The 23,088-nt window shown below is 70.9% G+C and carries 24 protein-coding genes; 14 read left to right on the top strand and 10 right to left on the bottom strand.

The genetic code is table 11. The features are described 5' to 3' along the window. Nucleotides 1-3 precede the first annotated feature (3 nt). Together fabI and AB0A61_RS05225 are read left to right on the top strand one after the other, a co-directional pair. Nucleotides 4-771 (top strand): enoyl-ACP reductase FabI, encoded by a 768-nt coding sequence (gene fabI, locus AB0A61_RS05230; RefSeq protein WP_361286350.1) that lies wholly within the window; start codon nt 4-6, stop codon nt 769-771. 307 nt (nt 772-1,078) lie between these two features. Then, nucleotides 1,079-1,429: a hypothetical protein gene (locus AB0A61_RS05225; protein WP_361286347.1), complete on the top strand. Its 351-nt coding sequence runs from the start codon at nt 1,079-1,081 to the stop codon at nt 1,427-1,429. On the opposite strand, the gene AB0A61_RS05220 is transcribed toward AB0A61_RS05225, so the two are convergent. Then, nucleotides 1,407-2,099: a FadR/GntR family transcriptional regulator gene (locus tag AB0A61_RS05220; RefSeq protein WP_361286344.1), complete on the bottom strand. Its 693-nt coding sequence runs from the start codon at nt 2,097-2,099 to the stop codon at nt 1,407-1,409. The genes AB0A61_RS05225 and AB0A61_RS05220 overlap by 23 nt on opposite strands. An 82-nt stretch (nt 2,100-2,181) precedes the next feature. On the opposite strand from AB0A61_RS05220, the gene AB0A61_RS05215 reads away from it, so the two are divergent. The 4 genes from AB0A61_RS05215 to AB0A61_RS05200 all read left to right on the top strand — a co-directional run bounded on the left by AB0A61_RS05215 (nt 2,182) and on the right by AB0A61_RS05200 (nt 4,775). Beyond that, nucleotides 2,182-3,537, top strand: coding sequence for an MFS transporter (locus tag AB0A61_RS05215; RefSeq protein WP_361286341.1), 1,356 nt, complete (start codon nt 2,182-2,184; stop codon nt 3,535-3,537). Nucleotides 3,538-3,633: 96 nt separating this feature from the next. Then, on the top strand, nt 3,634-3,753 hold the full coding sequence (locus AB0A61_RS05210) for an SGM_5486 family transporter-associated protein (RefSeq protein WP_361286338.1): 120 nt from the start codon (nt 3,634-3,636) through the stop codon (nt 3,751-3,753). A 179-nt stretch (nt 3,754-3,932) separates the two neighbouring features. Then, nucleotides 3,933-4,139, top strand: a complete 207-nt coding sequence (locus AB0A61_RS05205) for a hypothetical protein (RefSeq protein WP_361286335.1) — start codon at nt 3,933-3,935, stop codon at nt 4,137-4,139. A gap of 117 nt (nt 4,140-4,256) precedes the next feature. Further along, entirely contained in the window at nt 4,257-4,775 is a 519-nt protein-coding gene (locus AB0A61_RS05200) for a histidine phosphatase family protein (protein ID WP_361286332.1), read from the top strand. Nucleotides 4,776-4,860: 85 nt separating this feature from the next. Here the strand turns inward: AB0A61_RS05200 and serB are convergent, their stop codons facing one another. Both serB and AB0A61_RS05190 read right to left on the bottom strand, forming a co-directional pair. Next, the gene (gene serB / locus AB0A61_RS05195; protein WP_361286329.1) at nt 4,861-6,069 is read right to left on the bottom strand and encodes a phosphoserine phosphatase SerB; all 1,209 of its coding nucleotides are present in this window, start codon (nt 6,067-6,069) and stop codon (nt 4,861-4,863) included. Between the two features lie 198 nt (nt 6,070-6,267). Continuing rightward, a complete protein-coding gene (locus tag AB0A61_RS05190) occupies nt 6,268-8,115 on the bottom strand; it encodes a streptophobe family protein (RefSeq protein ID WP_361286326.1) in 1,848 nt (615 codons plus the stop codon). A gap of 242 nt (nt 8,116-8,357) precedes the next feature. Here AB0A61_RS05190 and AB0A61_RS05185 point away from each other — a divergent pair, with 242 nt between their 5' ends. Next, nucleotides 8,358-10,877 (top strand): FHA domain-containing protein, encoded by a 2,520-nt coding sequence (locus AB0A61_RS05185; RefSeq protein WP_361286323.1) that lies wholly within the window; start codon nt 8,358-8,360, stop codon nt 10,875-10,877. Between the two features lie 117 nt (nt 10,878-10,994). On the opposite strand, the gene AB0A61_RS05180 is transcribed toward AB0A61_RS05185, so the two are convergent. The 3 genes from AB0A61_RS05180 to AB0A61_RS05170 form a co-directional block, all read right to left on the bottom strand. Beyond that, nucleotides 10,995-11,729 carry a transglycosylase SLT domain-containing protein gene (locus AB0A61_RS05180; protein WP_361286320.1) on the bottom strand — a complete coding sequence of 245 codons (735 nt, stop codon included), beginning with the start codon at nt 11,727-11,729 and terminating at the stop codon, nt 10,995-10,997. Between the two features lie 299 nt (nt 11,730-12,028). Next, nucleotides 12,029-13,114 carry an S-adenosylmethionine:tRNA ribosyltransferase-isomerase gene (locus tag AB0A61_RS05175; protein WP_361286317.1) on the bottom strand — a complete coding sequence of 362 codons (1,086 nt, stop codon included), beginning with the start codon at nt 13,112-13,114 and terminating at the stop codon, nt 12,029-12,031. Continuing rightward, nucleotides 13,111-13,806, bottom strand: coding sequence for an SDR family NAD(P)-dependent oxidoreductase (locus AB0A61_RS05170; RefSeq protein ID WP_361286314.1), 696 nt, complete (start codon nt 13,804-13,806; stop codon nt 13,111-13,113). Before AB0A61_RS05170 ends, AB0A61_RS05175 begins: the two co-directional genes overlap by 4 nt. Nucleotides 13,807-14,066: 260 nt before the next feature. On the opposite strand from AB0A61_RS05170, the gene AB0A61_RS05165 reads away from it, so the two are divergent. The 3 genes from AB0A61_RS05165 (at nt 14,067) to AB0A61_RS05155 (ending at nt 16,249) form a co-directional block, all read left to right on the top strand. Further along, nucleotides 14,067-15,212 (top strand): GAF domain-containing sensor histidine kinase, encoded by a 1,146-nt coding sequence (locus AB0A61_RS05165; protein ID WP_361286311.1) that lies wholly within the window; start codon nt 14,067-14,069, stop codon nt 15,210-15,212. Continuing rightward, nucleotides 15,205-15,846 carry a response regulator transcription factor gene (locus AB0A61_RS05160; protein ID WP_361286308.1) on the top strand — a complete coding sequence of 214 codons (642 nt, stop codon included), beginning with the start codon at nt 15,205-15,207 and terminating at the stop codon, nt 15,844-15,846. The genes AB0A61_RS05165 and AB0A61_RS05160 overlap by 8 nt, the downstream gene beginning before the upstream one ends. 157 nt (nt 15,847-16,003) lie before the next feature. Then, complete coding sequence (locus tag AB0A61_RS05155; protein WP_361286305.1) at nt 16,004-16,249, top strand: chaplin; 246 nt, start codon at nt 16,004-16,006, stop codon at nt 16,247-16,249. A 138-nt stretch (nt 16,250-16,387) separates the two neighbouring features. Here AB0A61_RS05155 and AB0A61_RS05150 read toward each other — a convergent pair whose 3' ends face one another. Beyond that, a complete protein-coding gene (locus AB0A61_RS05150; RefSeq protein ID WP_361286302.1) occupies nt 16,388-17,176 on the bottom strand; it encodes a hypothetical protein in 789 nt (262 codons plus the stop codon). Between the two features lie 152 nt (nt 17,177-17,328). Between AB0A61_RS05150 and AB0A61_RS05145 the strand changes: the two genes are divergently transcribed. From AB0A61_RS05145 to AB0A61_RS05135, 3 genes are all read left to right on the top strand, one after another. Then, nucleotides 17,329-18,126: an ABC transporter ATP-binding protein gene (locus tag AB0A61_RS05145; protein ID WP_361286299.1), complete on the top strand. Its 798-nt coding sequence runs from the start codon at nt 17,329-17,331 to the stop codon at nt 18,124-18,126. A gap of 54 nt (nt 18,127-18,180) precedes the next feature. Further along, nucleotides 18,181-18,612 carry an NfeD family protein gene (locus AB0A61_RS05140; protein ID WP_361286296.1) on the top strand — a complete coding sequence of 144 codons (432 nt, stop codon included), beginning with the start codon at nt 18,181-18,183 and terminating at the stop codon, nt 18,610-18,612. Nucleotides 18,613-18,776: 164 nt separating this feature from the next. Then, on the top strand, nt 18,777-19,742 hold the full coding sequence (locus AB0A61_RS05135; protein WP_361286293.1) for an SPFH domain-containing protein: 966 nt from the start codon (nt 18,777-18,779) through the stop codon (nt 19,740-19,742). 73 nt (nt 19,743-19,815) lie between these two features. On the opposite strand, the gene AB0A61_RS05130 is transcribed toward AB0A61_RS05135, so the two are convergent. From AB0A61_RS05130 to AB0A61_RS05120, 3 genes are all read right to left on the bottom strand, one after another. Continuing rightward, nucleotides 19,816-20,322 carry an HNH endonuclease gene (locus AB0A61_RS05130; protein ID WP_361286290.1) on the bottom strand — a complete coding sequence of 169 codons (507 nt, stop codon included), beginning with the start codon at nt 20,320-20,322 and terminating at the stop codon, nt 19,816-19,818. 212 nt (nt 20,323-20,534) lie between these two features. After that, nucleotides 20,535-21,074 carry a YbhB/YbcL family Raf kinase inhibitor-like protein gene (locus AB0A61_RS05125; protein ID WP_361286287.1) on the bottom strand — a complete coding sequence of 180 codons (540 nt, stop codon included), beginning with the start codon at nt 21,072-21,074 and terminating at the stop codon, nt 20,535-20,537. A 62-nt stretch (nt 21,075-21,136) separates the two neighbouring features. Further along, a complete protein-coding gene (locus AB0A61_RS05120; RefSeq protein ID WP_361286284.1) occupies nt 21,137-21,919 on the bottom strand; it encodes a sporulation protein in 783 nt (260 codons plus the stop codon). 138 nt (nt 21,920-22,057) lie between these two features. Here AB0A61_RS05120 and AB0A61_RS05115 point away from each other — a divergent pair, with 138 nt between their 5' ends. Continuing rightward, on the top strand, nt 22,058-22,708 hold the full coding sequence (locus AB0A61_RS05115; protein ID WP_361286281.1) for a DNA-3-methyladenine glycosylase: 651 nt from the start codon (nt 22,058-22,060) through the stop codon (nt 22,706-22,708). Nucleotides 22,709-23,088: the final 380 nt, after the last annotated feature.

The following is a 23,088-nucleotide window of genomic DNA, read 5'->3' as shown; positions in this document are numbered from 1 at the left end:
ACCATGAGCGGAATTCTCGAGGGCAAGCGCGTCCTGATCACCGGTGTGCTGATGGAGTCCTCCATCGCCTTCCACACCGCCAAGCTGGCCCAGGAGCAGGGCGCGGAGATCATCCTCACCGCGTTCCCGCGGCCCACGCTGACCGAGCGCATCGCCAAGAAGCTGCCGAAGCCCACCAAGGTCATCGAGCTCGACGTCACCAACGACGAGCACCTCGGCCGCCTGGCCGACATCGTCGGCGAGGAGCTCGGCGGTCTCGACGGCGTCGTCCACTCCATCGGCTTCGCGCCGCAGGACGCGCTCGGCGGCAACTTCCTCAACACGCCGTTCGAGTCGGTGTCCACCGCCATGCACGTCTCGGCGTTCTCCCTGAAGTCGCTGACCATGGCCTGCCTGCCGCTGATGCAGAACGGCGGCTCGGTCGTCGGCCTCACCTTCGACGCCTCCTTCGCCTGGCCGCAGTACGACTGGATGGGCCCGGCCAAGGCCGCCCTGGAGGCCACCAACCGCTACATGGCGCGAGACCTGGGCAAGCAGAACATCCGCTGCAACCTCATCTCGGCCGGCCCCATCGGCTCGATGGCCGCCAAGTCCATCCCGGGCTTCGCCGAGCTGGCCTCGGTGTGGGACAGCCGCTCTCCGCTGGAGTGGGACCTGAAGGACCCCGAGCCGGCCGGCCGCGGTGTGGTCGCCCTGCTGAGTGACTGGTTCCCGAAGACCACCGGCGAGATCATCCACGTGGACGGCGGGCTGCACGCCATCGGCGCCTGACACTGCCGCCGACGCCCGGTCGACGATCGAAGGCCCGCATCCCCGGGATGCGGGCCTTCGGCGTACCGGAAGGCCGCGCCCCGTTGTCCTCGGGGAGCCGTTCGGGGCGGTGTGCCCGGCTCCGCGGCGCGTTGTGTCCGGCTCCCGCGGCGCGTTGTGTCCGGCTCCGCGGCGCTGCCGGCCGACCGTCCGGAGCGTCACCCGTTCGGCTCAGCCGGCCGGGCGGGGCGGCCGCCCGCCCCCGCACGCTGGGAGTGCGCGCTCACCTCTCGCTTTCCTCCCCAGCACGGCCGAGGAGGTCCCCCTTGTGCGCCTGCCCCGCAGCCTGGCCTCAGTGACCGTGGCCTTCGCTCTCGTACTGTCCCTGCCGTACGAGGCGATGCCCCACGCGCGCGTGCACGCCGGGCAACCCACGGCGTCCGAGCCGTTCGGGTCGACGTGCCGCGCCGGTGTCACCGGCTCCCGGGTGACCGCCTACTGCCACAACCCCTATCCGGGGACCGACCGCGTCAGCCTGCACGTGGAGTGCGCCCGCTGGTGGGACCTGGACAGCGACGGTCCACCCGTGGACGCCGGGCCCGCGCAGACCGTACGGCTCACCGGCCGCTGCTGGAAGGAGGTCCGCTCGGCGTGGATCAGCCACGAGCGGGCGGGTTGAGCCGCCCCGGCCGGCACAGGAACGGGTAGCTCGCGGCCTCCGTGCCCGCCGCCTCCGCGTCACCGGCGCGGATCGCGTCGAGCAGCCGTGTGTGGTCCATGTGCGTCTCGGGGGTCAGATCCGCGCCGACGTCCGCGCGCAGCCAGTCCCGCAGCACCTCGCCCAGGTCCGCGTACATCGCCGTCATGACGTCGTTGTGGGAGGCGGCAATCACCGCGAGGTGGAACGTCGCGTCCGCGGTGACGAAGGCCTCCGCCTGGCCGGACTCCCACGCCTCCTCGCGCCGCAGCAGCAGCCCGTCGAGCTGCTTGAGGTCCTTCTCGGTGCGCCGTTCGGCGGCCAGCCTCGCCGCGGCCGACTCCAGCGTGGAGCGCAGCTCCGCGATGTGCCGCGGGTCGGCACCGGCGAAGCGGCGGTGCATCACGCCCGCCAGCTCGCTGGTCGCCACGACATAGGTGCCGGAGCCCTGACGGATGTCCAGCAGGCCGTTGTGCGCGAGTGCGCGCACGGCCTCGCGGACGGTGTTGCGGGCGACACCGAGTTGCTCCACCAGTTCCGGCTCCGTCGGGATACGGGAGCCGACCGGCCACTCGCCCGAGGTGATCTGGTTCCGCAGGGCCGCGATGACCTGCTCGGACAGCGCGGACCGGCGCGGATGGTTCAGGGGCATGACTCACCTTCGCACGCGGGGCCCGGAAGCAGACGACCAGGCCAGGGACAGCCAATCATCCTATGATTCTATGATGGGCCCCATGGCTAGCGAGGAAATCCGGACGACGATCTCAACGACCGAACGCACCCCGGCCGCCACCGCCGCCTCCCGGGAACCGGGCGCACCCGCCACGCGCGCGTGGACGACGCGTCTGGTGGTCGTCGGCATCGTGCTCTCCGCCGTGAACCTCCGTCCCGCCATCACCAGCCTGGGCGCCCTCCTGGAGGAGGTTCGCGCCGGGCTCGGCATGAGCGGCAGCGTGGCAGGGCTGCTCACCTCCGTGCCTCCACTCTGCTTCGCCGTCTTCGGCGTCATGGCACCCCGGCTGGCCCGCCGCTTCGGTCCGGCCGCGGTGGTGTGCGCGGGCATGGTCGCCATCAGCGCCGGGCTGGTGATCCGGCCGTACATGGGCGGCATCGGCGGCACGGCCGGCTTCCTGGCCGCCAGCGCGCTCGCCCTCATGGGCATCGCCGTCAGCAACGTCCTGATGCCGGTCATCGTCAAGCGCTGGTTCCCGGACCGGGTGGGTTCCATGACCGGCCTGTATTCCATGGCGCTCGCCCTCGGCACCTCGGCCGCCGCCGCGGTGACCGTGCCCCTGACCGGCGCGCTCGGCAGCGGCTGGCGGGCGGGGCTCGTCGCGTGGGCGGTGCCCGCGGCGGTGGCCGTACTGCCGTGGCTGCCGCTGATACGGGGCCGGGAAGCGGCGCCCGCCGGGCAGGCGTCCGCGGGGCAGGCGTCCGCGGGGCAGGTATCCGCAGGGCAGGCGTTCGCCGGACGGGAAGCCGGGCGTGCGAAGCCGCCCCCCGCACTGCGGATCACCCGGAGCCGCACCGCCTGGGCTCTGGCCGTCTTCTTCGGGCTCCAGGCCACCGCCGCCTACATCACGATGGGCTGGATGGCGCAGATCTTCCGGGACGCCGGTGTGCCCGCGGGCACGGCCGGCCTGCTGCTCGCCGTGACGATGGTGATGGGCGTGCCGCTGGCCTTCGTCATCCCGCGGCTGGCCACCCGGCTGCCCCACCAGGGCCCGATCGTCCTCGCCCTCGGGGCTTGCGGCCTGGCCGGCTACGCAGGTCTGTACTTCGCGCCGGCCGGGGGCGCCTGGGCATGGGCCGCGCTGCTCGGCATATCCAACTGCGCCTTCCCGCTGGCGCTCACCATGGTCGGCATGCGGGCCCGTACCGGCGCGGGCGTGGCTCAGCTGTCGGCATTCGCCCAGAGCACCGGCTACCTGATCTCCATCCCGGGGCCGCTGCTGGTCGGCGTGCTCTATCAGAGCAGCGGCGGCTGGGGAGTCCCGATCGCGCTCATGAGCGCCCTGATGCTCCCGCAGATGGCGGTCGGCTTCCTGGCGGGCCGCGACCGCACGGTGGAGGACGAGACGGGACACTGACACGGCCCGTGCCGGCCCTCCGGGGCCCGGCGAAGCGGCGGCCGACCGGGTGACCCCCGCGGCCCGAGTGGGGACGAAGGGTGCAACACTGGGCGCATGCAGCCTGTGCTCGACCCGAACCCGAAGAACAGCCAGAAGAAGATGCTGCTCGTCTTCGGCTCGTTCTTTGCCATCTTCATCATCATCGGCATCATCGCGACCATCGCCTCGCCGTGACCGTCTCCTGCCCTGGTGGTGGGTCCCATGGTGGGGCTGTCCCCACCATCCCCTAGGGGGTGAGGGTCAGGGTCAAGTGGGTGGACCACCGGATGGGTTGGGGCGCTCGGATTCCGTAGCTTCGAAGTGTGACCGCGACAGGCGGTGCACGGACCACTCGAAGACCAGCGGAGGCGATCATGTCGGCCCGTACGCACACCCGGCCGCACCCGGCGACCAGGGGCGGCGTCGAGATACGGCTGCCGTGGTGGGCCCTGGCCCTGCCGGCCCTGGCCTTCGGCACGCTCCTCCTCCTGATACTGAACCCGTCGAACGCCCACGCGGCCACCGGCGACCCCGCGATCAACCAGCTGCTCCAGTACGTCCAGGAGCTGCTCACCCGCTGACGCGGCACGGTGGCGGGTGCCGGCGAGCGCCGGACCGCCGGCGCGGCCCTCGTTCCCCGCGAAGCCGCATGTCAACTCCCTGCGCCCCGTGGCCTGTTTCATGCGAAGCTGGATCTCATGAGCGTCGCTGAACCCCGCAGGATTGTCCTCTTCCGGCATGCGAAAGCCGACTGGCCACAGGTGAACGACCACGAGCGACCGCTCGCTGAGCGGGGCCGCATGGACGCCGCAGTCGCCGGACGCAAGCTGGCCGACACCGGTGTCCACTTCGACCTGGCCCTGTGCTCCACCGCGGTCCGGACCCGCGAGACCTGGAAGCTCGCCGTCCACGAGCTGCCGCATCGGCCGAAAACCGTCTATGAGGAGCGGATCTACGAGGCTTCGCCCGGCGAGCTCATCTCCGTGCTCAACGAAACCCCCGACGACGTGCAGAGCCTGGTCATGATCGGCCACAACCCGGGCATCCAGGGCCTGGCCGAGGTCCTCTCCGGCTCGGCCGAGGAGGAAGCCCGCGAGCGGATGAGCCGCCGCGGCTTCCCGGCCGCCGCCTTCGCCGTCCTGTCCTTCGACGGCTCCTGGAAGGGCCTGGAACCGGGCGTGGCCACGCTGACCGACTACTGGGCGCCCTCGGAGTAGGCCAACGGAGAGCAGCCGACGAAAACAGACGAACACACGGGGCCCGGCACCCGCGGGGTGCCGGGCCCCGTGCTGCCCAAGCGGCTCAGTCCGCCGTGTGGGCGTCCGCCGACTCGACCTCTTCGCGGGTGACCCCGAGCAGATACAGCACCGTGTCGAGGAACGGCACGTTCACCGCGGTGTGCGCCGCCTCCCGTACCACCGGTTTGGCGTTGAAGGCGACCCCGAGCCCGGCCGCGTTCAGCATGTCCAGGTCGTTGGCGCCGTCGCCGATCGCCACGGTCTGCGCCAGCGGCACACCCGCCTCCGCGGCGAACCGGCGCAGCAGCCGCGCCTTGCCCGCCCGGTCCACGATCTCGCCGGTCACCCGGCCCGTGAGCCTGCCGTCGACGATCTCCAGCGTGTTCGCCTGGGCGAAGTCCAGCCCGAGCCGTTCCTTGAGATCGTCCGTCACCTGGGTGAACCCGCCCGAGACGACGCCCACTTGGTAGCCGAGCCGCTTCAGCGTGCGGATCAGGGTGCGTGCGCCCGGGGTCAGCCGGACCTCACTGCGGACCTTGTCCACCACCGAGACGTCCAGGCCCTGGAGCAGCGCCACCCGTGCGTGCAGCGACTGCTCGAAGTCCAGCTCCCCGCGCATCGCGGCCGCCGTCACCTCGGCGACCTTGTCCTCGCAGCCGGCGTGTGCGGCGAAGAGCTCGATCACCTCGTCCTGGATGAGTGTCGAGTCCACGTCCATCACGACCAGGCGCTGCGCCCGCCGGTGCAGACCCGCCGCGACGACCGCGACGTCCACACCGAGCGCCGCCGCGTCGGTGACCAGGGCGGTGCGCAGGGGCTCCGTCGCCACCCCGGACACCGCGAACTCCACGGCCGTGACCGGGTACTTGGCGAGCCGGAAGATGCGGTCGATGTTGCCGCCGGCCCTGGTGATCCGTGCGGCGATCTGCGCCGTCGCCTCGGCGGTGAGCGGGTGGCCCAGAACGGTCACCAGCGAGCGTCCGAGGCCGCGCGGCCGGTTGTCGCCGCGACCGGAGATGATCTCCGCCTGCATCTTCATCGACTCGGCCCAGCTGTGCACGGTGGCCCGCAGGTCACCTTCCACCCCCGTGGGCGGCTGGGTCACGAGCGCGCACAGCACGATCCGGCCGCGGGTGACCACCTGCTCGATGTCGACCACGTCGACGGAGTAGGCCGCGAGGGTGTCGAAGAGCCCGGCCGTGATACCCGGCCTGTCCTTCCCGAAGATCTTGACGAGAAGGGTGGGTGCGTCGGAGGTCTGCGAAGCGCTCATGGTGTTTCCACCGTATCCGGCACCCAGTGCCTCCTGCCCCTCAGGTCCGCCTGACGGACACGGAACACTGGGTGTCGTCCGGGTGGCGAGCGCCCGACGGCCCGGCTGCGGCTTCCGGCACCTCTCGGCTCAAGGTCGCCGGCGGGTCACCGACGTCTGCGGACGCATGGCCGCGGGCCGGCCGGAGGTACGCCCACGTCACGGCCGCTTCTTCGGCGGCCTGGGCGGGGGAGGGGGCGGCGGTCCCTCGTCGGGCGGGGGCGGAGGCCACTGAGCCGGGCGCGAGGCCGGACTGTGCTGCGGCTTCCGCAGCGGCGGGGGCAGGGGTCCGGCCACCGTGGGGGAGCCGTAGACGTCCCGGGCGGGTGGTGGTGCATCGGGCTTTTGCTGCTGGTCGCCGGGCGTCCGCGCACGCCCCCGGGGTCCTGCGGCACCGGGATGCCCGCCGGGGTACCGCCGCTCGTCGCCCGGCGGGCGGCCGGCGGGCGGCCGCGCGTCCTGCGGTTCCCGGAGTTCGTCGGGCAGCCGCAGGTACGGATTGGTGGCCGGGTTCGGCGGCCGGTACGGCGTGCTCGGCGTGTACGGGCCGACCCGCGCGCCGGAGGCCGGCCGGCCGCCGCCTTCGCCCGGAGGCACCGGTATGACCGCGTCACCCAGTGCCAAGGGCGCCGCCCGCCTCCCCGCCGCCCCGGTCGCCGAAGCCAGGAGCGCCCCGACGGCCCCCGCCCCCGCACCCCACACGACGCCCAGCAGTAACGCCGCGCCCAGGTGGCCGTGCAGCACGATCCCGGCACCGAAGGCATCGAAGCCCAGCACGGACAGCGAGGCGTCGACCGACACCTTCGTCAGCCGGGCCAGCAGCGGAAGGGCCGCCGCTGTGACCACCGCCAGTCGCAGGGCGCACCGCCCGGCGAAGCCGAGGGCACCCGATCCGGTCCCGACCGGCGTCCGTACCGCCGTCAGTACCCCCGCGAGCAGCATCATCAGCGCCGCAGCCACCCCCAGCAGCCACACCCGGCCGTCGAGTTCGGCCAGCCGCCCCAGGGTGACCGGCTGATCGGAGTGCACGGTGAGCAGTTTGTCCAGGGGGTCGGGCAGCAGCTTGGCCAGTTCGCCGGTCGCCCGGCCGTCCCACGGCACGAACAGGCCGATCGGGATGCCCAGCCACACCCCGTTCGGTGCGCCGAGCAGCGCGGCGCCGGCGACGCGCTCGGGGTGGGCGTCGCCGATCGCCGCGTACGCCGCCGCCGCGAGCCCCGCCGCCACCGCAACCACCAGCACGGCGACCAGAGAGGACACCGCGGGCCTTACCACCCGGTGCATCGCCTCCCAGCCGCGCGGCAGCGGGGTGCGGCGCGAGGCGAGCAGGGCGATCAACAGGATCCCGGCCGACCAGCCGAGCCCGCCCAGCACCGTCGGGGCGGTGTCGACGCTGAAGCCGACCGCCGCCTTGGCGTCGATGAGCTTGCCGATGTTGTCCGGCAGGAGCCCGCCGATGTCCCCCAGGTCGCCGAGCCCGGGGATGCGGACACCCCCCGACCCGCCGGTGCCGGGCAGCTTGCCCAGCCCCAGCGAAGCCCCGTCGATCGTGATGACGTCGTGCCCCGCCCAGGCAAGACCGCCCAGCATCGCCACGTAGAGCACCACCACCGCCCCCGCCCGGGCGAGGAGTTCGGCGGAGGTGATGACAACCCCCGCCGTACGCAGGGACCGTAGGAAGAACCAGGACAGCAGCAGCGCGCCGACCAGGCTCACCCCCAGTGGCGTGATCTGGATGGCGGTGTGCGCCTGTGCGCCGCTCAGTCCGAAGGCGGACACATCGCCGGACGGCGTGACCGAACCACCCGCCCCCAGTGCCACCACCGCCGCGGTCATCGGACCCAGCGACCCGGCCGAGTCCGCCCACAGCAGATGCAGGCCCAGTGCGGCGGTGCCCGCCATCCCCATCAACGCCCAGCTAACGGAAGCGATTGCGGACAGCACGATGTCGGACCACGGCAACCGTGCGCCGTGCCTCGCGGTCTCGACTCCCGTGGCAGCGCTCATGCCAGACCCCCCGATCCGCGGCGCGGCATGGCAGCCGCGCATGTCCCCCTCGCGGGGGAATACCACTCTCCGGCCCGGTTTCAACCCCGTCAACGGAAACAGTCGAAGCGCGCGTTACGTACTCATGACAAGGCCCGGGTTTCGGTCACAGGGCGGAGCCTGAAATAGTTCCCCACGATGTTCGACATCCCTAGACTCCCCGTGATGGGGGTAACTCGGGGGACAACTCAGTGGGGCATGGAGTGCCGGAACTCGTACTGGAATCTAATGGACGGACCTGGACGCTCGACCCGTCCAGGCATTACACCCTCGGACGCGATCCGCAGGGAGACATCGTCTTCGACGACGCCAGGGTGTCCTGGCGCCACGCCACGGTCAGCTTCAACGGCCGCAGTTGGGTCATCGAGGACCACGGCAGCACCAACGGCACGTTCGTGCGGGGGCAGCGGATCCAGCAACTGGACATCGGCCCCGGTACGGCGGTGCACCTCGGCAACGCGACCGACGGTCCGCGTCTGAACCTCTCGGGTGCCGCGGCCGCGGTGGCCGCGCCGCAGGCCCAGCCCGAGCAGCAGCCGTACGCCGCCCAGGGTGCCAACCCCGGCTGGGCGCAGCAGGCGCCGCAGCCGCAGCCCGCACAGGCCGGCTGGCAGCAGCCGCCGCAGTCGCAGCAGGCGCCGTCGATTCCGCAGCAGCAGGGCCCCGGTGGTGGCGCGGGGGCGCCGCCGGTCCACGGCGACCGCAGCCCGACCACGTTCCACCAGTTCTCGCTCGGCCGCGTGATGCGCATCGGCCGCGCCCTGGAGAACGACCTGGTGGTCTCCGACCTCCAGGTCTCCCGCAACCACGCGGAGTTCCACGCGACTCCCGACGGCCGCTTCGAGATCCGCGACCTGGGCTCGCACAACGGCACGTACGTCAACGGCCAGCCGATCGCCAAGGGCGGCTCGGCGGTGCTCGGCCCGACCGACATCGTGGGCGTCGGCCACTCGACCTTCCGGATCGTCGGTGACCGGCTCGAGGAGTTCGTCGACACCGGTGAGGTCTCCTTCTCCGCCCGTCACCTGACCGTGACGGTCGACGGGGGCAAGCAGATCCTCAAGGACGTCTCGTTCGGCGTCCCGGAGAAGTCTGTCATCGCGGTCATCGGCCCGTCCGGCTCCGGCAAGTCGACGCTGCTCAAGGCGCTCACGGGTTACCGCCCGGCCGACCAGGGCGAGGTTCTCTACGACAACAGGAACCTCTACAAGCAGTTCGCCGAGCTGCGCCAGCGCATCGGTCTGGTTCCGCAGGACGACATCCTGCACAAGGAGCTGACCGTCAAGAAGGCCCTGAAGTACGCGGCCAAGCTGCGTTTCCCGGCCGACACCACGGCCGCCGAGCGCGAGGCCCGCATCGACGAGGTGCTGCGCGAGCTGAAGCTGGACATCCACAAGGAGAAGAAGGTCACCTCCCTCTCCGGTGGCCAGCGCAAGCGAGTGTCGGTGGCGCTGGAACTGCTCACCAAGCCGTCGCTGATCTTCCTGGACGAGCCGACCTCCGGTCTGGACCCGGGCATGGACCGCGACGTCATGCAGTTGCTGCGCGGCCTCGCCGACGACGGCCGTACGGTCCTCGTCGTCACCCACTCGGTGGCCGAGCTGGCACTGTGCGACAAGCTCCTGGTGATGGCGCCCGGCGGTTCCGTCGCCTACTTCGGTCCGCCGGAGGAGGCGCTGAACTTCTTCGGCTACGACAGCTGGGCCGACGTCTTCTCCGCTTTCGAGAACTACCGCGACTACGACTGGGCGGGCCGCTGGAAGGGCTCGCAGCACTACCAGATGTACGCCGCCGACATCGACGCGGTCGCGCCGCAGTCCGTACACATGCCTCCGCCGCAGGCGATGAAGCCGCCCAAGCCGCAGGGCTGGGGCTCGCAGCTGCTGACCCTGATCCGGCGGTACGTGGCGGTCATCGCGTCCGACAAGGGCTTCCTGGCGCTGACGGTGATCCTGCCGGCGGTGCTCGGCGCGGTCAGCCTGCTCATCGACAGCAAGAAGGGCCTGCTGGTCAACCCGGTCAACCCCAGGACCGGCATCCACATCCCGAACGGCACGGCGACCACGGTGCTGTTGATCCTCGCGGTCGGCGCCTGCTTCGCGGGCGCCGCGAACTCCGTCCGTGAGCTGATCAAGGAACGGGTCATCTACGAGCGGGAGCGCGCGACCGGCCTGTCCCGCTCGGCGTACCTGATGTCCAAGGTGGTCGTGCTCGGTGCCGTCACCGTGCTGCAGGGCCTGATGGTCGGTGTGATCGGCTTCTCCAGCCGCGAGATCCCCGCTCAGGGCCTGGTCCTCGGCAACGCGACGCTGTTCGAGCTGTGCCTGCCGATCATGGCGCTCGGCTTCACGTCGATGATGTTCGGACTGGTCATCTCCTCGCTGGTGAAGACCGCCGAGAAGACCATGCCGCTGCTGGTCATGTTCGCGATCGTCCAGGTGGTCTTCACCGGCTGTCTGTTCACCCTGAACGGCACCGTCGGCGTCAACCAGTTCTCGTACCTGATGCCGTCGCGCTGGGCGGTGGCCGCCGCGGGCGCCACCCTGGACTTCAACAACATCGCCCCGAACACCGACGATCCGACCAACACCGACCCGCTGTGGAACCACACGGCCGCGGCCTGGAGCCTGGACATGATCGCGCTGATCACGCTGGGCGTCGTCTGCGGCTTCCTGGTGGCGCGCTTCCTGCGCCGCCACGAGCCCGAGGTGATGCGCAAGTAGTCGCGTCCTGTGCGGCTGGTCACGCACACGAACCGTGACCGGGCCCACACGACGGCAAAGGGCGGCACCCCGATGGGGTGCCGCCCTTCCGCGTCTTGTCAGAGGTCCGCGCCGACCTCAGTACGCGCTGTTGACGTTGTCGATCGAACCGTACTTGTTGGCCGCGTAGTTGGCGGCGGCGACGATGTTGGCGACCGGGTCGTAGATGCTCGAGGACGTGCCCTTGACGTGGTACGCGTTGAAGGTGGGCTGGATCACCTGGAGCAGGCCCTTGGACGGGATGCCGTTGACGGCGTTGACGTCCCAGTTGTTGATGGCCATCGGGTTGCCCGAGGACTCCCGCATGATGTTGCGGTGCAGGCCGTTGTAGGAGCCGGGGATGTTGTGCTGCTTCATGATCGCCAGCGCCTGCCGGATCCAGCCGTCCAGGTTGTTGCCGTAGCTGGTCTTGGCGGCGACCGGCTGGATGTCCAGGCGCTGGATGGACCGGCTGGCGGCATCCTGGGCCCGGCGCGCCTGCTCGGCCTTCTGCTGGGCCGCGGCCGCGGCGGCGGCCTTCTGCTTCAGGGCGACCTCGGCGGCGGCCTTCTGCTTGGCCTCGATGGCCTCGATCTTGACGCTGGTGGCGGCGAGCTGGCTGGTGACGCTGGCCTTGATGTCCTTGACCGGCGTGGAGGCGACCTGCACGGGAGCGGCGGAGACGGCCGCGGCGGGCGCCTGAGTCTCGGCGTGGCTGGGAGCGGCGGAGAAGGCGAGGGCGGCGACGCCGAGCATGGTCGCACCGGTGACGGCGAGCTTGTGGGTCTTGTTCAGGGAGCGACTATGGCGACGGATGCGGATGTTTGCGGGCATGGCGAAATGGACCTCTTCGATAGCGCGGAGGTCGCTCTCCGGACTGCGGGGGAGGGGCTCCTTCCCGCACGAACGCCGCGAGCGGAAACCCGCGGCGCCGAGCGACGGCAGTAATTGTTAGCGGCCGCAAAATCCGCTGGCAAAGGTGTGACGTACTATCCCCGATAGTGGAACGGGAACTGACAAAACGGGACAGACGGGGGCGTCTGTCCCGTTCGTGGGGGGATCGGGCATCTCCTATGTACCTTCGTACGTGATGTGCGCCCTATGTGCGGCCTCACATCGCGGGAGAGGTTTACTCACCGATCGTTGCCGTTGCAACGCTCTGTGTGAGCGATATCCGTGGGCAGGACGAGATGCACGTCGCCGAACTCGTGCCAGAGGTAGCGCCCGCGCAGCGCCTCCTCATAACCGCGGCCGATCGCCTCCCGTCCGGCCACCGCCTCCAGCATCAGCAGATGGGAGGCCTCCGGCTCGTGCAGCCCCGTCAGCAGCCCGTCCACGGCCCGCACCCCGCGCTCGGGCGTGACCACCAGATCGGTCCACCCCGCGGCTGCCCGGACCACCCCGTCGGGAGCGACCGCGGACTCAACCGCCCGCACGGCCGTCGTCCCCACCGCGATCACCCGGCCCTTACCCGCCCTGACCGCGTTGATCAGCCGCGCCGACGACCGAGGCACCGCGAACCGCTCCGGATACGGCGGCTCGTGCGCCTCGGCCGAGGCGACCCCCGTGTGCAGCGTGATCGGTGCGAACTGCACGCCCCGGCTCACCAGCTCCGCCACCAGCCGTGCCGTGAAGGGCCGCGCCGCGCTCGGCATCTCCGCGCTGCCCGCCCCGTCACCCTGCGGAACCGCGAACACCGTCTGGTACACCGACAGCGGCTGGTCCCGCTCCGTATAGGAGTAGCGAATGGGCCGGCCGTGCTCCCGCAGCAGCCCGAGCACCTCCGTCCCGGCCACCCGTGCCCACCACAGCCGCTCGCCCCGCGCGCTCAGCGGCTCCTCCAGCACCAGACCCCCGCCTCCGGGAAGCCGCACCTCTGTTCCCGCGGGCCTGCCCGCACGCGCGCGCGTGGTGCCCCTCCCGTCCGGATCCCGCAGTTCGACCGCCCACCGCCCGTCGTCCCCTCGCGTGGAGAAGTGCACCACCACGCGCGCGTGTCCGATCCGGCCGTCCACCGCGGCCGCGAGCGTGGGAGAGGTGTTCACCACGAGCAGGTCCCCGGGCCGCAGCAGCCCGGGCAGATCCGCGAAGACGTGGTGCGACACCTCGGTCCCGCGCGACACCAGCAGCCGTACGGCATCCCGGTCCAGACCGGGGCCGCGCTGCTCGGCCGGCACTCGCGCCGACAGCTCCCCGGGTATCCGCAGCGCGAGCGTCATCGGGCATCCGCCAGGGACGGCGCCGCGTACCGGCCACTGGCCGGACGCTCGTCGAGCAGCCGCAGGAAGGCCGGCACCACACTGGCCGGCTCCGGCCGCGGACCGGCATCGTCCGGTACGGCCGCCGCGTACAGGTCCGTGGCCATGTCCCCCGGGTCCACCGCCCACACCCGCAGCCACGGCTCCTCCACGGCGAGCACCGCCGCCAGGTGGTCCAGCGCCGCCTTCGAGGCCCCGTATCCGCCCCATGTCTCATACGCCTCGGCAGCCGCGTCCGAACTGACGGTGATCACGGCACCGGCCGTCGACTCCCGCAGTAGCGGCAGCGCCTCCTGGACCACGCCCAGCGCGGCCACCGTGTTCACCTCCAGTGCCCTGCGCAGCCCGTCCAGCGGCAGCTTCGCCAGCGGTACCAGCGGCTCGGCTCCCAGTGCGCTGGCGTTGTGCACCAGCAGATCGACACCGCCCAGCTCGCGTGCCGCCGCCACCAGCCCCGCCCGGTGCCCGGCGTCCGTGACGTCCCCGGGCAGCGCCTCCACCCGCGTTCCGTGCGCGGCCACGGCCGCGGCCGCCTCCGTCAGGGCCCCTGCACCCCTGGCATCCAGCACCAGATTCCATCCGCGCGCCGCCAGGGCCTCGGCCAGCGCCCGCCCCAGCCCCTTGGAGGCCCCCGTGATGATCGCTACCGGCATGACACCCGTCCCCATGACACCCGTCCCCTTCGTCGTCCGCGCCTCCTGATCGGCGTGCCGTCACCGTAGGAACCCCGCCCCCGCGCCGCCTCGGCCGCGGGCCGTATGACGGCGGGGCCCTTCGCCTTAAGGCGTCGGGCCCCGTCCCCGCGGCCTCGGCCGCCGGCCCGTCCTGGGCCGCAGGTCCTAGGACCAGCGCCGCAGGTCGGGCCGTCACGGGTCCGATCCCCGGTGTCACACCCCGCCGGTACCGTGAGGACATGAGTCAAGCCCCCCGGTCCGGCCTCGCCGCGGTGAGCTCCGCGCTGCTGGCCATGAGCAGGCATCTGGAGGTGCGCGACGTCCTGAAGACGATCGTCGCCTCGGCCCGCGAGCTGCTCGACGCGCAGTACGCCGCCCTCGGTGTACCCGACGACCACGGCGGCTTCGCCCAGTTCGTGGTCGACGGCGTCAGCGACGAGCAGTGGCGCGCCATCGGCCCGCTCCCGCGCCAGCACGGCATCCTCGCCGCGATGCTGCGCGAGGCCAGGGCCGAACGGCTCGCCGACGTGCGCAAGGACCCCCGCTTCGAGGGCTGGCCGTCCGCCCACCCCGAGATGTCCGACTTCCTGGGCCTGCCGATCCGCGACGGCGACGAGGTCATCGGAGCCCTCTTCCTCGCCAACAAGAACTGCGAGAAGGCGGCGGGGAGTTGCGGCTTCACACAGGAGGACGAGGAACTCCTGTCGATCCTCGCCCAGCATGCCGCCATAGCCCTGACCAACGCCCGCCTCTACGAGCGCAGCCGCGAGCTGACCATCGCCGAGGAGCGCTCCCGCCTCGCCCACGAACTGCACGACGCGGTCAGCCAGAAGCTGTTCTCCCTGCGCCTGACCGCCCAGGCCGCCACCGCACTCGTCGACCGCGACCCGGTGCGCGCCAAGGGCGAGCTGCAGCAGGTGGCCACGCTCGCCGCCGAGGCCGCCGACGAACTGCGCGCCGCCGTCGTCGAGCTGCGACCCGCGGCCCTCGACGAGGACGGCCTGATCGCCACCCTGCGCACCCAGATCCAGGTCCTCGACCGCGCCCACACCGCCCGCGTGACCTTCGCCGCCCGCGGCTTCCGCGCGCTTCCGGCCGCCCAGGAGGAGGCGATGCTCCGCGTCGCCCAGGAGGCGCTCCACAACGCGCTGCGCCACTCGGGCGCGGGGCGCGTCGACGTCACCCTGGGTCGCCGCGGCTGTGGCGCCGTCCTGCGGGTCACCGACGACGGCGGCGGTTTCGACCCGCATACGGTGCGCCGGGCGGGACGCCACCTGGGGCTGGTCTCCATGCGGGACCGGGCGAGCGGCGTCGGCGGCAGCCTGACGGTGGAGTCGGCGCCCGGCAAGGGCACGGTGATCGAGATGGAGGTCCCCGGTGGCTGACGCAATCAAGGTGCTGCTCGTCGACGACCACCAGGTGGTCCGCCGAGGTCTGCGCACCTTCCTTGAGGTACAGGACGACATCGAGGTCGTGGGCGAGGCCGCGGACGGCGCCGAGGGAGTCGCCCGGGCCGAGGAACTGAGACCCGACGTCGTCCTCATGGACGTCAAGATGCCGGTCATGGACGGCGTCCAGGCCCTGCGTCGGCTGCGCGAACTCGACAACCCCGCGCGCGTGCTGATCGTCACCAGCTTCACCGAGCAGCGCACCGTGGTCCCGGCGCTGCGCGCCGGCGCCGCGGGGTACGTGTACAAGGACGTGGACCCGGACGCGCTCGCCGGAGCCATCCGCTCGGTGCACGCCGGACACATCCTGCTGCAACCCGAGGTCGCCGACGCCCTGTTGTCCCAGGAGGAGAACAACACCGGTCAGAGCCGGGCGGGTGCACTGACCGAGCGGGAGCGCGAGGTACTGGGCCTGATAGCGGACGGCCGCTCGAACCGCGAGATAGCCCGCGCCCTGGTGCTCTCGGAGAAGACGGTCAAGACCCACGTGTCGAACATCCTGATGAAACTCGACCTGGCCGACCGCACCCAGGCCGCGCTGTGGGCCGTACGCCACGGCCTCACCAACTGAAGGGCCCTCACCACGGCAATGCGGAGGGTCCCGTTCCGGACTGAGATTCATACCGTCGTGGTAATGCCACCCGGATGGCGCAACCTCCGCGGATCCCCGCCGTTCTCCAGTGCGTGCTGCGGCGACTGCCGCGGCAGTCGCAACGAAGGGCTGAGAAGTGAAGAACCTGAAGAAGGCAGCGGCCGTGACGATGGTGGCCGGCGGACTGGTCGCCGCCGCTGCCGGAATGGCCTCCGCCACCGACGGCGCCTGCGCCGCGGGCGCGGCCAAGGGCTCCCCGGGCGTCGTCTCGGGCAACGTCATCCAGGCCCCCGTGGACGTCCCGGTCAACGCCGTCGGCAACAGCGTCGACGTCATCGGCGTCCTGAACCCTGCCTTCGGCAACCTCGGCCTCAACCACTGAGACCCACGAGCGGCTGCCGTCGCGAGTGCCGGCCTCCCGGGTGCGTACCACCCCGGGAGGCCGGTCATCACCGGTCATCATGTCCGCCCGTCGGCGGTCGTGCCACTGCGGCGGCACGGGCAGGGGCTCGGCCGAGGCTCAGCGCACCCCTCTTTCCCGTTCCTCCACCACGGAGTTGTACGCCGCGACCTGAGCTCGCCTCGCCGTCCGCTCCACCGGCCGCAGCGCAGCCGCCCGCGCTCCCATCTCGGACGCGCTGACCGCACCGCCGTGCCCGTTCTCATGGGCCAGCGAGATCAGCACCCCCACCCGCCGCGCCATCTCCAGCACCCGCACCGCCCGCGACGGATACCCCGGCGCCAGCACCTCCCGCCCCCGATCGGCCCGCGCCCGGTACGCATCGATCGCCGCATCCGCCACGGGTCCCGACCCGGCGACATCCAGCCGCGACAGGACCTCCGTCGCATCCCGCAGCGCCTCGGCCAGCTCCCGTTCCGCCTCACCCAGCGAGGGCACGTCGGCGGGCGGCGCCTCCCGCACCGGCAGCACGTGCCAGACCACCTCGGCGTGCACATCACCCGCCGGCCCGGCCTCGTACACCTCGGGCACCAGGCCGAAAGCGGCGCCGTGACAGATCACGGCCTCCTCGGCGTCCAGGGCCCGCGCATTGAACTCGGGCGGCCCGCTCAGCCCCAGCGGATGCCCCGGCGCGGGCAGCGCCACCCGCATCCCGGTCACCCCGAGCCTCCGCAGCCGCCCCAGCGCGAGCGTGAGCCCCACGGGCGCGGGCTCGCCGGGCAGTCCCTCGACCCGATGTACCGCGTCCTCCCCGACCACCGCCAGCACGGCGTCGTCCGGTGAGACAAGTCCGGCGAACAGGGCATTTCCCCAGGCTGCAAGGCGTCCAGAGCGCGGTTCCGAGTACATGCCTCCACCCTAAGGACCGGACCGATGGAACTGCCCGCCCGAACGGTGGCGTAGATTTCATGGGGGCTGCGCCCACCGGCGCGGCGGACCGAGCCACAGGCGTACGCGACGGCCGAGACCGGCGGCACACTGCAAGGGGAGACAACGCGCTCATGAGCGATGTTCTGGAGCTTCAGGACGTATCCGTGGTCCGCGAGGGCCGGGCTCTGGTGGACCAGGTCTCCTGGTCGGTCAAGGAGGGCGAGCGCTGGGTCATCCTCGGCCCGAACGGCGCCGGCAAGACCACCCTCCTGAACGTCGCCTCCAGCTACCTCTTCCCCAGCAAGGGCACCGCCACCATCCTCGGCGAGACCCTCGGCAAGCCCGGCACCGACGTCTTCGAGCTGCGCCCCCGGATCGGCGTGGCCGGAATCGCCCTGGCCGAGAAGCTCCCCAAGCGCCAGACCGTCCTGCAGACCGTTCTCACCGCCGCGTACGGCATGACCGCCGGCTGGCACGAGGACTACGAGGACGTCGACGAGCAGCGCGCCCGCGCCTTCCTCGACCGCCTCGGCATGAGCGACTACCTGGAGCGCAGGTTCGGCACGCTCTCCGAGGGCGAGCGCAAGCGCACCCTCATCGCCCGCGCCCTGATGACCGACCCCGAGCTGCTCCTGCTCGACGAGCCCGCCGCAGGCCTCGACCTCGGCGGCCGCGAGGACCTCGTCCGGCGCCTCGGCCGGCTCGCCCGCGACCCCATCGCCCCCTCGATGATCATGGTCACGCACCATGTCGAGGAGATCGCCCCCGGCTTCACCCACGTTCTGATGATCCGCCAGGGCAAGGTCCTCGCCGCCGGTCCGCTGGAGCTCGAACTGACCTCCCGCAACCTCTCCCGCTGCTTCGGCCTCCCGCTCGTCGTCGAACAGGTCGGCGACCGCTGGACCGCGCAGGGCCTCCCGCTGTCCTGACCCGCTCCGCTCGCGCCCTGTCCGCGCCACGATCCCCGGTCCTACCATGACCCCGTGAACGACATCGAGGCGTGGGTGTGGTGGCTCGTCGGCGCGGCAGCGCTCGGAATCCCGCTCGTGGTGACCGCGATGCCGGAGTTCGGCATGTTCGCGGTCGGCGCCGTCGCGGCCGCGGTCTTCGCCGGACTCGGCTTCGGCCCCGTGGTCCAGGTCCTGGCCTTCGTCATGGTCTCGGTCGCCCTCATCGCCGTGGTGCGGCCCATCGCGGCCCGGCACGGCAGGCAGCGCCCCCAACTGGCCACGGGCGTGGACGCATTGAAGGGCAAGCAGGCCCTCGTACTGGAACGCGTCGACGGCTCCGGCGGCCGTATCAAGCTCGCCGGAGAGGTCTGGTCGGCGCGCTCGCTCGACACCGACCGCGCCTACGAAGCCGGCGAACAAGTGGACGTCGTGGACATCGAGGGGGCCACGGCGATCGTCATGTGACCCCGCACAACGACGGGACGACCCGGGCACGACGTGGGCGCGACGCAACTGCGGCGAAGACCCCACGAGGCACGCGACGGTCTGTCAGACTCGACCAGCAAGATCTTCAACAGCCATAGGATCTTCCGAAAGCGCCGAGGCGGAGAAGGGTACGGGGAGCGACGATGGAACCGGTCATCATCGTCTTGATCATTCTGGTGGTGTTGGTCTTCATCGCCCTGATCAAGACCATCCAAGTCATCCCGCAGGCCAGCGCCGCCATCGTGGAGCGCTTCGGCCGCTACACGCGGACGCTCAACGCGGGCCTCAACATCGTCGTTCCGTTCATCGACACCATCCGCAACCGCATCGACCTGCGCGAACAGGTCGTGCCGTTCCCGCCCCAGCCGGTGATCACCCAGGACAACCTGGTCGTCAACATCGACACCGTCATCTACTACCAGGTGACCGACGCCCGGGCCGCCACCTACGAAGTCGCCAGCTACATCCAGGCGATCGAGCAGCTCACCGTCACCACGCTGCGCAACATCATCGGCGGCATGGACCTGGAACGCACCCTGACCTCCCGCGAGGAGATCAACGCAGCCCTGCGCGGCGTCCTGGACGAGGCCACCGGCAAGTGGGGCATCCGCGTCAACCGCGTCGAGCTGAAGGCCATCGAACCGCCGACCTCCATCCAGGACTCGATGGAGAAGCAGATGCGTGCCGACCGGGACAAGCGCGCCGCGATCCTCACCGCCGAAGGTACGCGCCAGGCCGCCATCCTCACCGCCGAAGGCGAGAAGCAGTCCCAGATCCTGCGCGCCGAAGGTGAGGCCAAGGCCGCGGCCCTGCGCGCCGAGGGCGAGGCCCAGGCCGTCCGCACGGTCTTCGAGGCGATCCACGCCGGCGACCCGGACCAGAAGCTCCTCTCCTACCAGTACCTCCAGATGCTGCCGAAGATCGCCGAAGGCGATGCCAACAAGCTCTGGATCGTCCCCAGCGAAATCGGCGACGCCCTGAAGGGCCTGTCCGGCGCCATGGGCAACTTCGGTCCGCTGGGCGGAGGTTCGGGTGGCGGCGGGGGCACCGTCCCGCCCCAGAACAACGGCCCGGGCACGGAACGCCGCGAGCGGCCGTCGATCGACTGAACGGACACGGCAAGCGGGGCCCGCCTTCACCCCGAAGACGGGCCCCGCTTGCCGTACGGACCAGTCGTACGGACTATGCAGCCGGCTGGGACAGCCACTCCGGCAGAGCCTCGAAGTCCTCCTGCCCCAGCGCCAGCAGCATCGCATCCGCAGGCGTCGGCTCGAACGGCTGCCGCAGCAGCGCCATTCCCGCCTCCTGCGGAGTCCGGTCCGCCTTGCGGTGGTTGTCCTCCGCGCAGGCCGCGACCGTGTTCAGCCAGGTGTCCTGCCCGCCGTGCGACCGCGGCAGCACGTGGTCCACGGTCGTCGCCCGCCTGCCGCAGTACGCGCACCGATGCCGGTCCCGTACCAGCACACCCCGCCTCGACCACGGTGCTTGTCTTCGGAAGGGCACCCGTACGTACCGGCACAGCCGGATCACCCGGGGCGCCGGTATGTCGACCTCGGCTCCCCGCATGCGCAGTTCGGGATGGGCCTGTTCGACGACGGCCTTGTCCTGAAGCACCAGAACGACGGCTCGGTTCAGCGTCACCGTCGACAGCGGCTCGAAGCTCGCGTTCAGGACCAGTGTGTCCCGCATTCCAGCCCACCTCCCGTGTGCACCGGCCCACCCCATGGCGGGCTGGGATCAACTCTGGCCGTGCACGCCGAGATGGACAACGCAATATCTGCTGCTCCACGAGGGGGCGATCCCTCGCGTCCCCCGGCAACAAAAATGCCCGCCCCTGATCACATGCAAGACCAGGGGCGGGCAAACGTTCAGTGAACCCTTGGCAGACTCCGTGCGCTGCGTCAGCCCTTGCCCGGGTTCTCGTACTCGCCGATCAGCTGCGCCCGCGCCAGGGCGTGGAACCGCAGGTTGAAGCCCACCACCGCGGGAGAGGCGTCCGCGTCTGGACCCAGCTTCTCCTGGTCCACGGCATACACCGTGAAGACATACCGGTGCGGTCCGTCCCCGGGCGGCGGTGCGGCACCGCCGAAGTCCTTCGTCCCGTAGTCGTTCCGCGCGTGCACGGCACCCTTGGGCAGGCCCTCGAACCTGCCACTGCCCGCACCCGCCGGCAGCTCCGTCACCGAGACCGGGATGTCGAACACCACCCAGTGCCAGAACCCGCTGCCCGTCGGGGCGTCCGGGTCGTAGCACGTCACGGCGAAGCTCCTGGTCTCCGGCGGGAAGCCCTCCCACCGCAGGTGCGGCGAGAGATTCCCGCCCGAGTGGACCTGGGCGTCCTGAAGCGTCGCGCCCTCCTGGACGTCGTCGCTCGTGACCGTGAAAGACGGCACGGGCGGATGGAAGTCGTGGGGGAGCGGCCGCCTCTTGAGCTCGGTCACCTCGGTACCTCCTGATCGGTTCCTGGGCGATTCCTGATCAACGGAATCATCAGTTCCCGAGCCTAGAACCAGTTGCGCCTGCTGCCGACCTCGGCGATCCACTGGTGGAGGTACGCCGCCCAGTCGGTCCCGTGGTAGTCGTGCAGACCCACCTGGAACGTCCGGTACGTGTCACTGCCCTCGCTGAACAGTCCGGGCTTCTTGTCCATCTCCAGCACGACGTCCATCGCGTGCTCGTCGGCCACGAAGCTCAACTCGACCTGGTTCAGACCCCGGTACTGCGACGGCGGGTGGAACTCGATCTCCTGGTAGAAGGGCAGCCGCTGCCGCGTACCGCGGATGTGGCCGCGCTCCATGTCGGCGTTCTTGAAGCGGAAGCCCAGCTGGATGAACGCGTCCAGGATCGCCTTCTGCGCCGGCAGCGGGTGCACGTTGATCGGGTCCAGGTCACCGGAGTCCACGGCGCGCGCGATCTCCAGCTCCGTGGTCACGCCGATGTGCATGCCCCGCAGCGCCTGCCCGTCGATCATCGTGACCGGAGTCTCCCAGGGAATGTCGAGTCCGAACGGCACCGCGTGCACGGCGCCCGCCCGCAGCTCGAAGGCCCCGCCGAGCCGCACCTTCGTGAACTCGATGTCCTGCTTGTACTCCTGGTCGCCGCTCTCGACCTCGACCCTGGCCTGAAGCCCGACCGACAGCCCCTCGATCTGCTGGTTGACGGACCCTCCATGGATCCGCACCTCGCCCTGGACGACACCGCCGGGAACGACGTTGACCTCGTTCAGCACCGTCTCGACCGACGCCCCACCGGCCCCGAGGCTCGCGAGCAGCTTCTTGAACGCCATGACTCTCCCTTTAAGCGTGGATCCCTGATCCGTACATACGCGATCCGACCGCGGCCGGTTCCGCGCCCACACCCTGGCAAGCGGAGGAAATCTTGACCAGCCCTTGGCGCCCACCCGTCTGGACTAGGCTCGGACGGCATGATCGCGCCCTCGGACCGTACGCCCCTGCCCAGAGAGTTCTTCGACCGCCCTGTCCTGGAGGTCGCCCCCGACCTGCTGGGCCGCATCCTCGTACGCACGACCCCCGACGGCCCGATCGCGCTCCGCCTCACCGAGGTCGAGGCCTACGACGGCCCGAACGACCCGGGCTCCCACGCCTACCGCGGCCGCACCCCCCGCAACGACGTGATGTTCGGTCCGCCCGGCCACGTGTACGTCTACTTCACCTACGGCATGTGGCACTGCATGAACCTGGTGTGCGGTCCGGAGGGCCGGGCGAGCGCGGTCCTGCTCCGCGCCGGCGAGATCGTCGAGGGCGCCGAACTGGCCCGCACCCGTCGAGTCTCGGCCCGCAACGACAAGGAACTCGCCAAAGGCCCGGCCCGCCTGGCCACGGCCCTGGACGTGAACCGGGCCCTGGACGGCACCGACGCCTGCGCCACCGGCGACACGCCCCTGCGGATCGCGACGGGCACCCCCGTGCCCTCCGACCAGGTACGCAACGGTCCCCGCACCGGCGTCGCCGGAGACGGCGGGAACGGCGACGTCCATCCATGGCGCTTCTGGGTGGCCAACGACCCGACCGTGAGCCCCTACCGGGCCCACATCCCGAGGCGCCGCCGAAGTTGACGCGTGCCTGGAAGATGCGTAACGTAGCCCGAGCCGCTGAACCGGGTACGGCGATCGCCAGCAGCCGGAGCGGCCAACCCACTACCAACGTGAAACCCCTCAGCGGGGTCGTTTCGGATGTGCTTGCATGCCCGAATTCGAGTCCGCGGAACCCGATTAGGAATCGGGCGGGGGAATCGGCTAAAGTAGTGAATGTCGAAAGGCCGACGGACAAAAGTCCAGAGCCCAAGGCAATCCCGCCGACAGGGAATCGGATCGAGAAAAGATCTGATAGAGTCGGAAACGCCGAAGGGAAGCGCCCGGAGGAAAGCCCGAGAGGGTGAGTACGAAGGAAGCGTCCGTTCCTTGAGAACTCAACAGCGTGCCAAAAGTCAACGCCA

Origin of the sequence: Streptomyces sp. NPDC046197, assembly GCF_040646295.1 — a bacterium.
Taxonomy (GTDB): Bacteria; Actinomycetota; Actinomycetes; order Streptomycetales; family Streptomycetaceae; genus Streptomyces.
The sequence above is the reverse complement of the archived record's forward strand: the minus strand, read 5'-3'. Positions and strand labels throughout refer to the sequence as shown.

What these genes read in the sequence shown, in the direction of transcription:
- AB0A61_RS05130 (WP_361286290.1), bottom strand. Translation starts at nt 20,322, where the DNA reads ATGCGGGACACACTGGTCCTGAACGCGAGCTTCGAGCCGCTGTCGACG.
- AB0A61_RS05135 (WP_361286293.1), top strand. Translation starts at nt 18,777, where the DNA reads ATGGAACCGGTCATCATCGTCTTGATCATTCTGGTGGTGTTGGTCTTC.
- AB0A61_RS05215 (WP_361286341.1), top strand. Translation starts at nt 2,182, where the DNA reads ATGGCTAGCGAGGAAATCCGGACGACGATCTCAACGACCGAACGCACC.
- AB0A61_RS05165 (WP_361286311.1), top strand. Translation starts at nt 14,067, where the DNA reads ATGAGTCAAGCCCCCCGGTCCGGCCTCGCCGCGGTGAGCTCCGCGCTG.
- AB0A61_RS05120 (WP_361286284.1), bottom strand. Translation starts at nt 21,919, where the DNA reads ATGGCGTTCAAGAAGCTGCTCGCGAGCCTCGGGGCCGGTGGGGCGTCG.
- AB0A61_RS05145 (WP_361286299.1), top strand. Translation starts at nt 17,329, where the DNA reads ATGAGCGATGTTCTGGAGCTTCAGGACGTATCCGTGGTCCGCGAGGGC.
- AB0A61_RS05210 (WP_361286338.1), top strand. Translation starts at nt 3,634, where the DNA reads ATGCAGCCTGTGCTCGACCCGAACCCGAAGAACAGCCAGAAGAAGATG.
- AB0A61_RS05205 (WP_361286335.1), top strand. Translation starts at nt 3,933, where the DNA reads ATGTCGGCCCGTACGCACACCCGGCCGCACCCGGCGACCAGGGGCGGC.
- AB0A61_RS05200 (WP_361286332.1), top strand. Translation starts at nt 4,257, where the DNA reads ATGAGCGTCGCTGAACCCCGCAGGATTGTCCTCTTCCGGCATGCGAAA.
- AB0A61_RS05170 (WP_361286314.1), bottom strand. Translation starts at nt 13,806, where the DNA reads ATGCCGGTAGCGATCATCACGGGGGCCTCCAAGGGGCTGGGGCGGGCG.
- AB0A61_RS05190 (WP_361286326.1), bottom strand. Translation starts at nt 8,115, where the DNA reads ATGAGCGCTGCCACGGGAGTCGAGACCGCGAGGCACGGCGCACGGTTG.
- AB0A61_RS05180 (WP_361286320.1), bottom strand. Translation starts at nt 11,729, where the DNA reads ATGCCCGCAAACATCCGCATCCGTCGCCATAGTCGCTCCCTGAACAAG.
- AB0A61_RS05220 (WP_361286344.1), bottom strand. Translation starts at nt 2,099, where the DNA reads ATGCCCCTGAACCATCCGCGCCGGTCCGCGCTGTCCGAGCAGGTCATC.
- serB (WP_361286329.1), bottom strand. Translation starts at nt 6,069, where the DNA reads ATGAGCGCTTCGCAGACCTCCGACGCACCCACCCTTCTCGTCAAGATC.
- fabI (WP_361286350.1), top strand. Translation starts at nt 4, where the DNA reads ATGAGCGGAATTCTCGAGGGCAAGCGCGTCCTGATCACCGGTGTGCTG.
- AB0A61_RS05175 (WP_361286317.1), bottom strand. Translation starts at nt 13,114, where the DNA reads ATGACGCTCGCGCTGCGGATACCCGGGGAGCTGTCGGCGCGAGTGCCG.
- AB0A61_RS05150 (WP_361286302.1), bottom strand. Translation starts at nt 17,176, where the DNA reads ATGTACTCGGAACCGCGCTCTGGACGCCTTGCAGCCTGGGGAAATGCC.
- AB0A61_RS05115 (WP_361286281.1), top strand. Translation starts at nt 22,058, where the DNA reads ATGATCGCGCCCTCGGACCGTACGCCCCTGCCCAGAGAGTTCTTCGAC.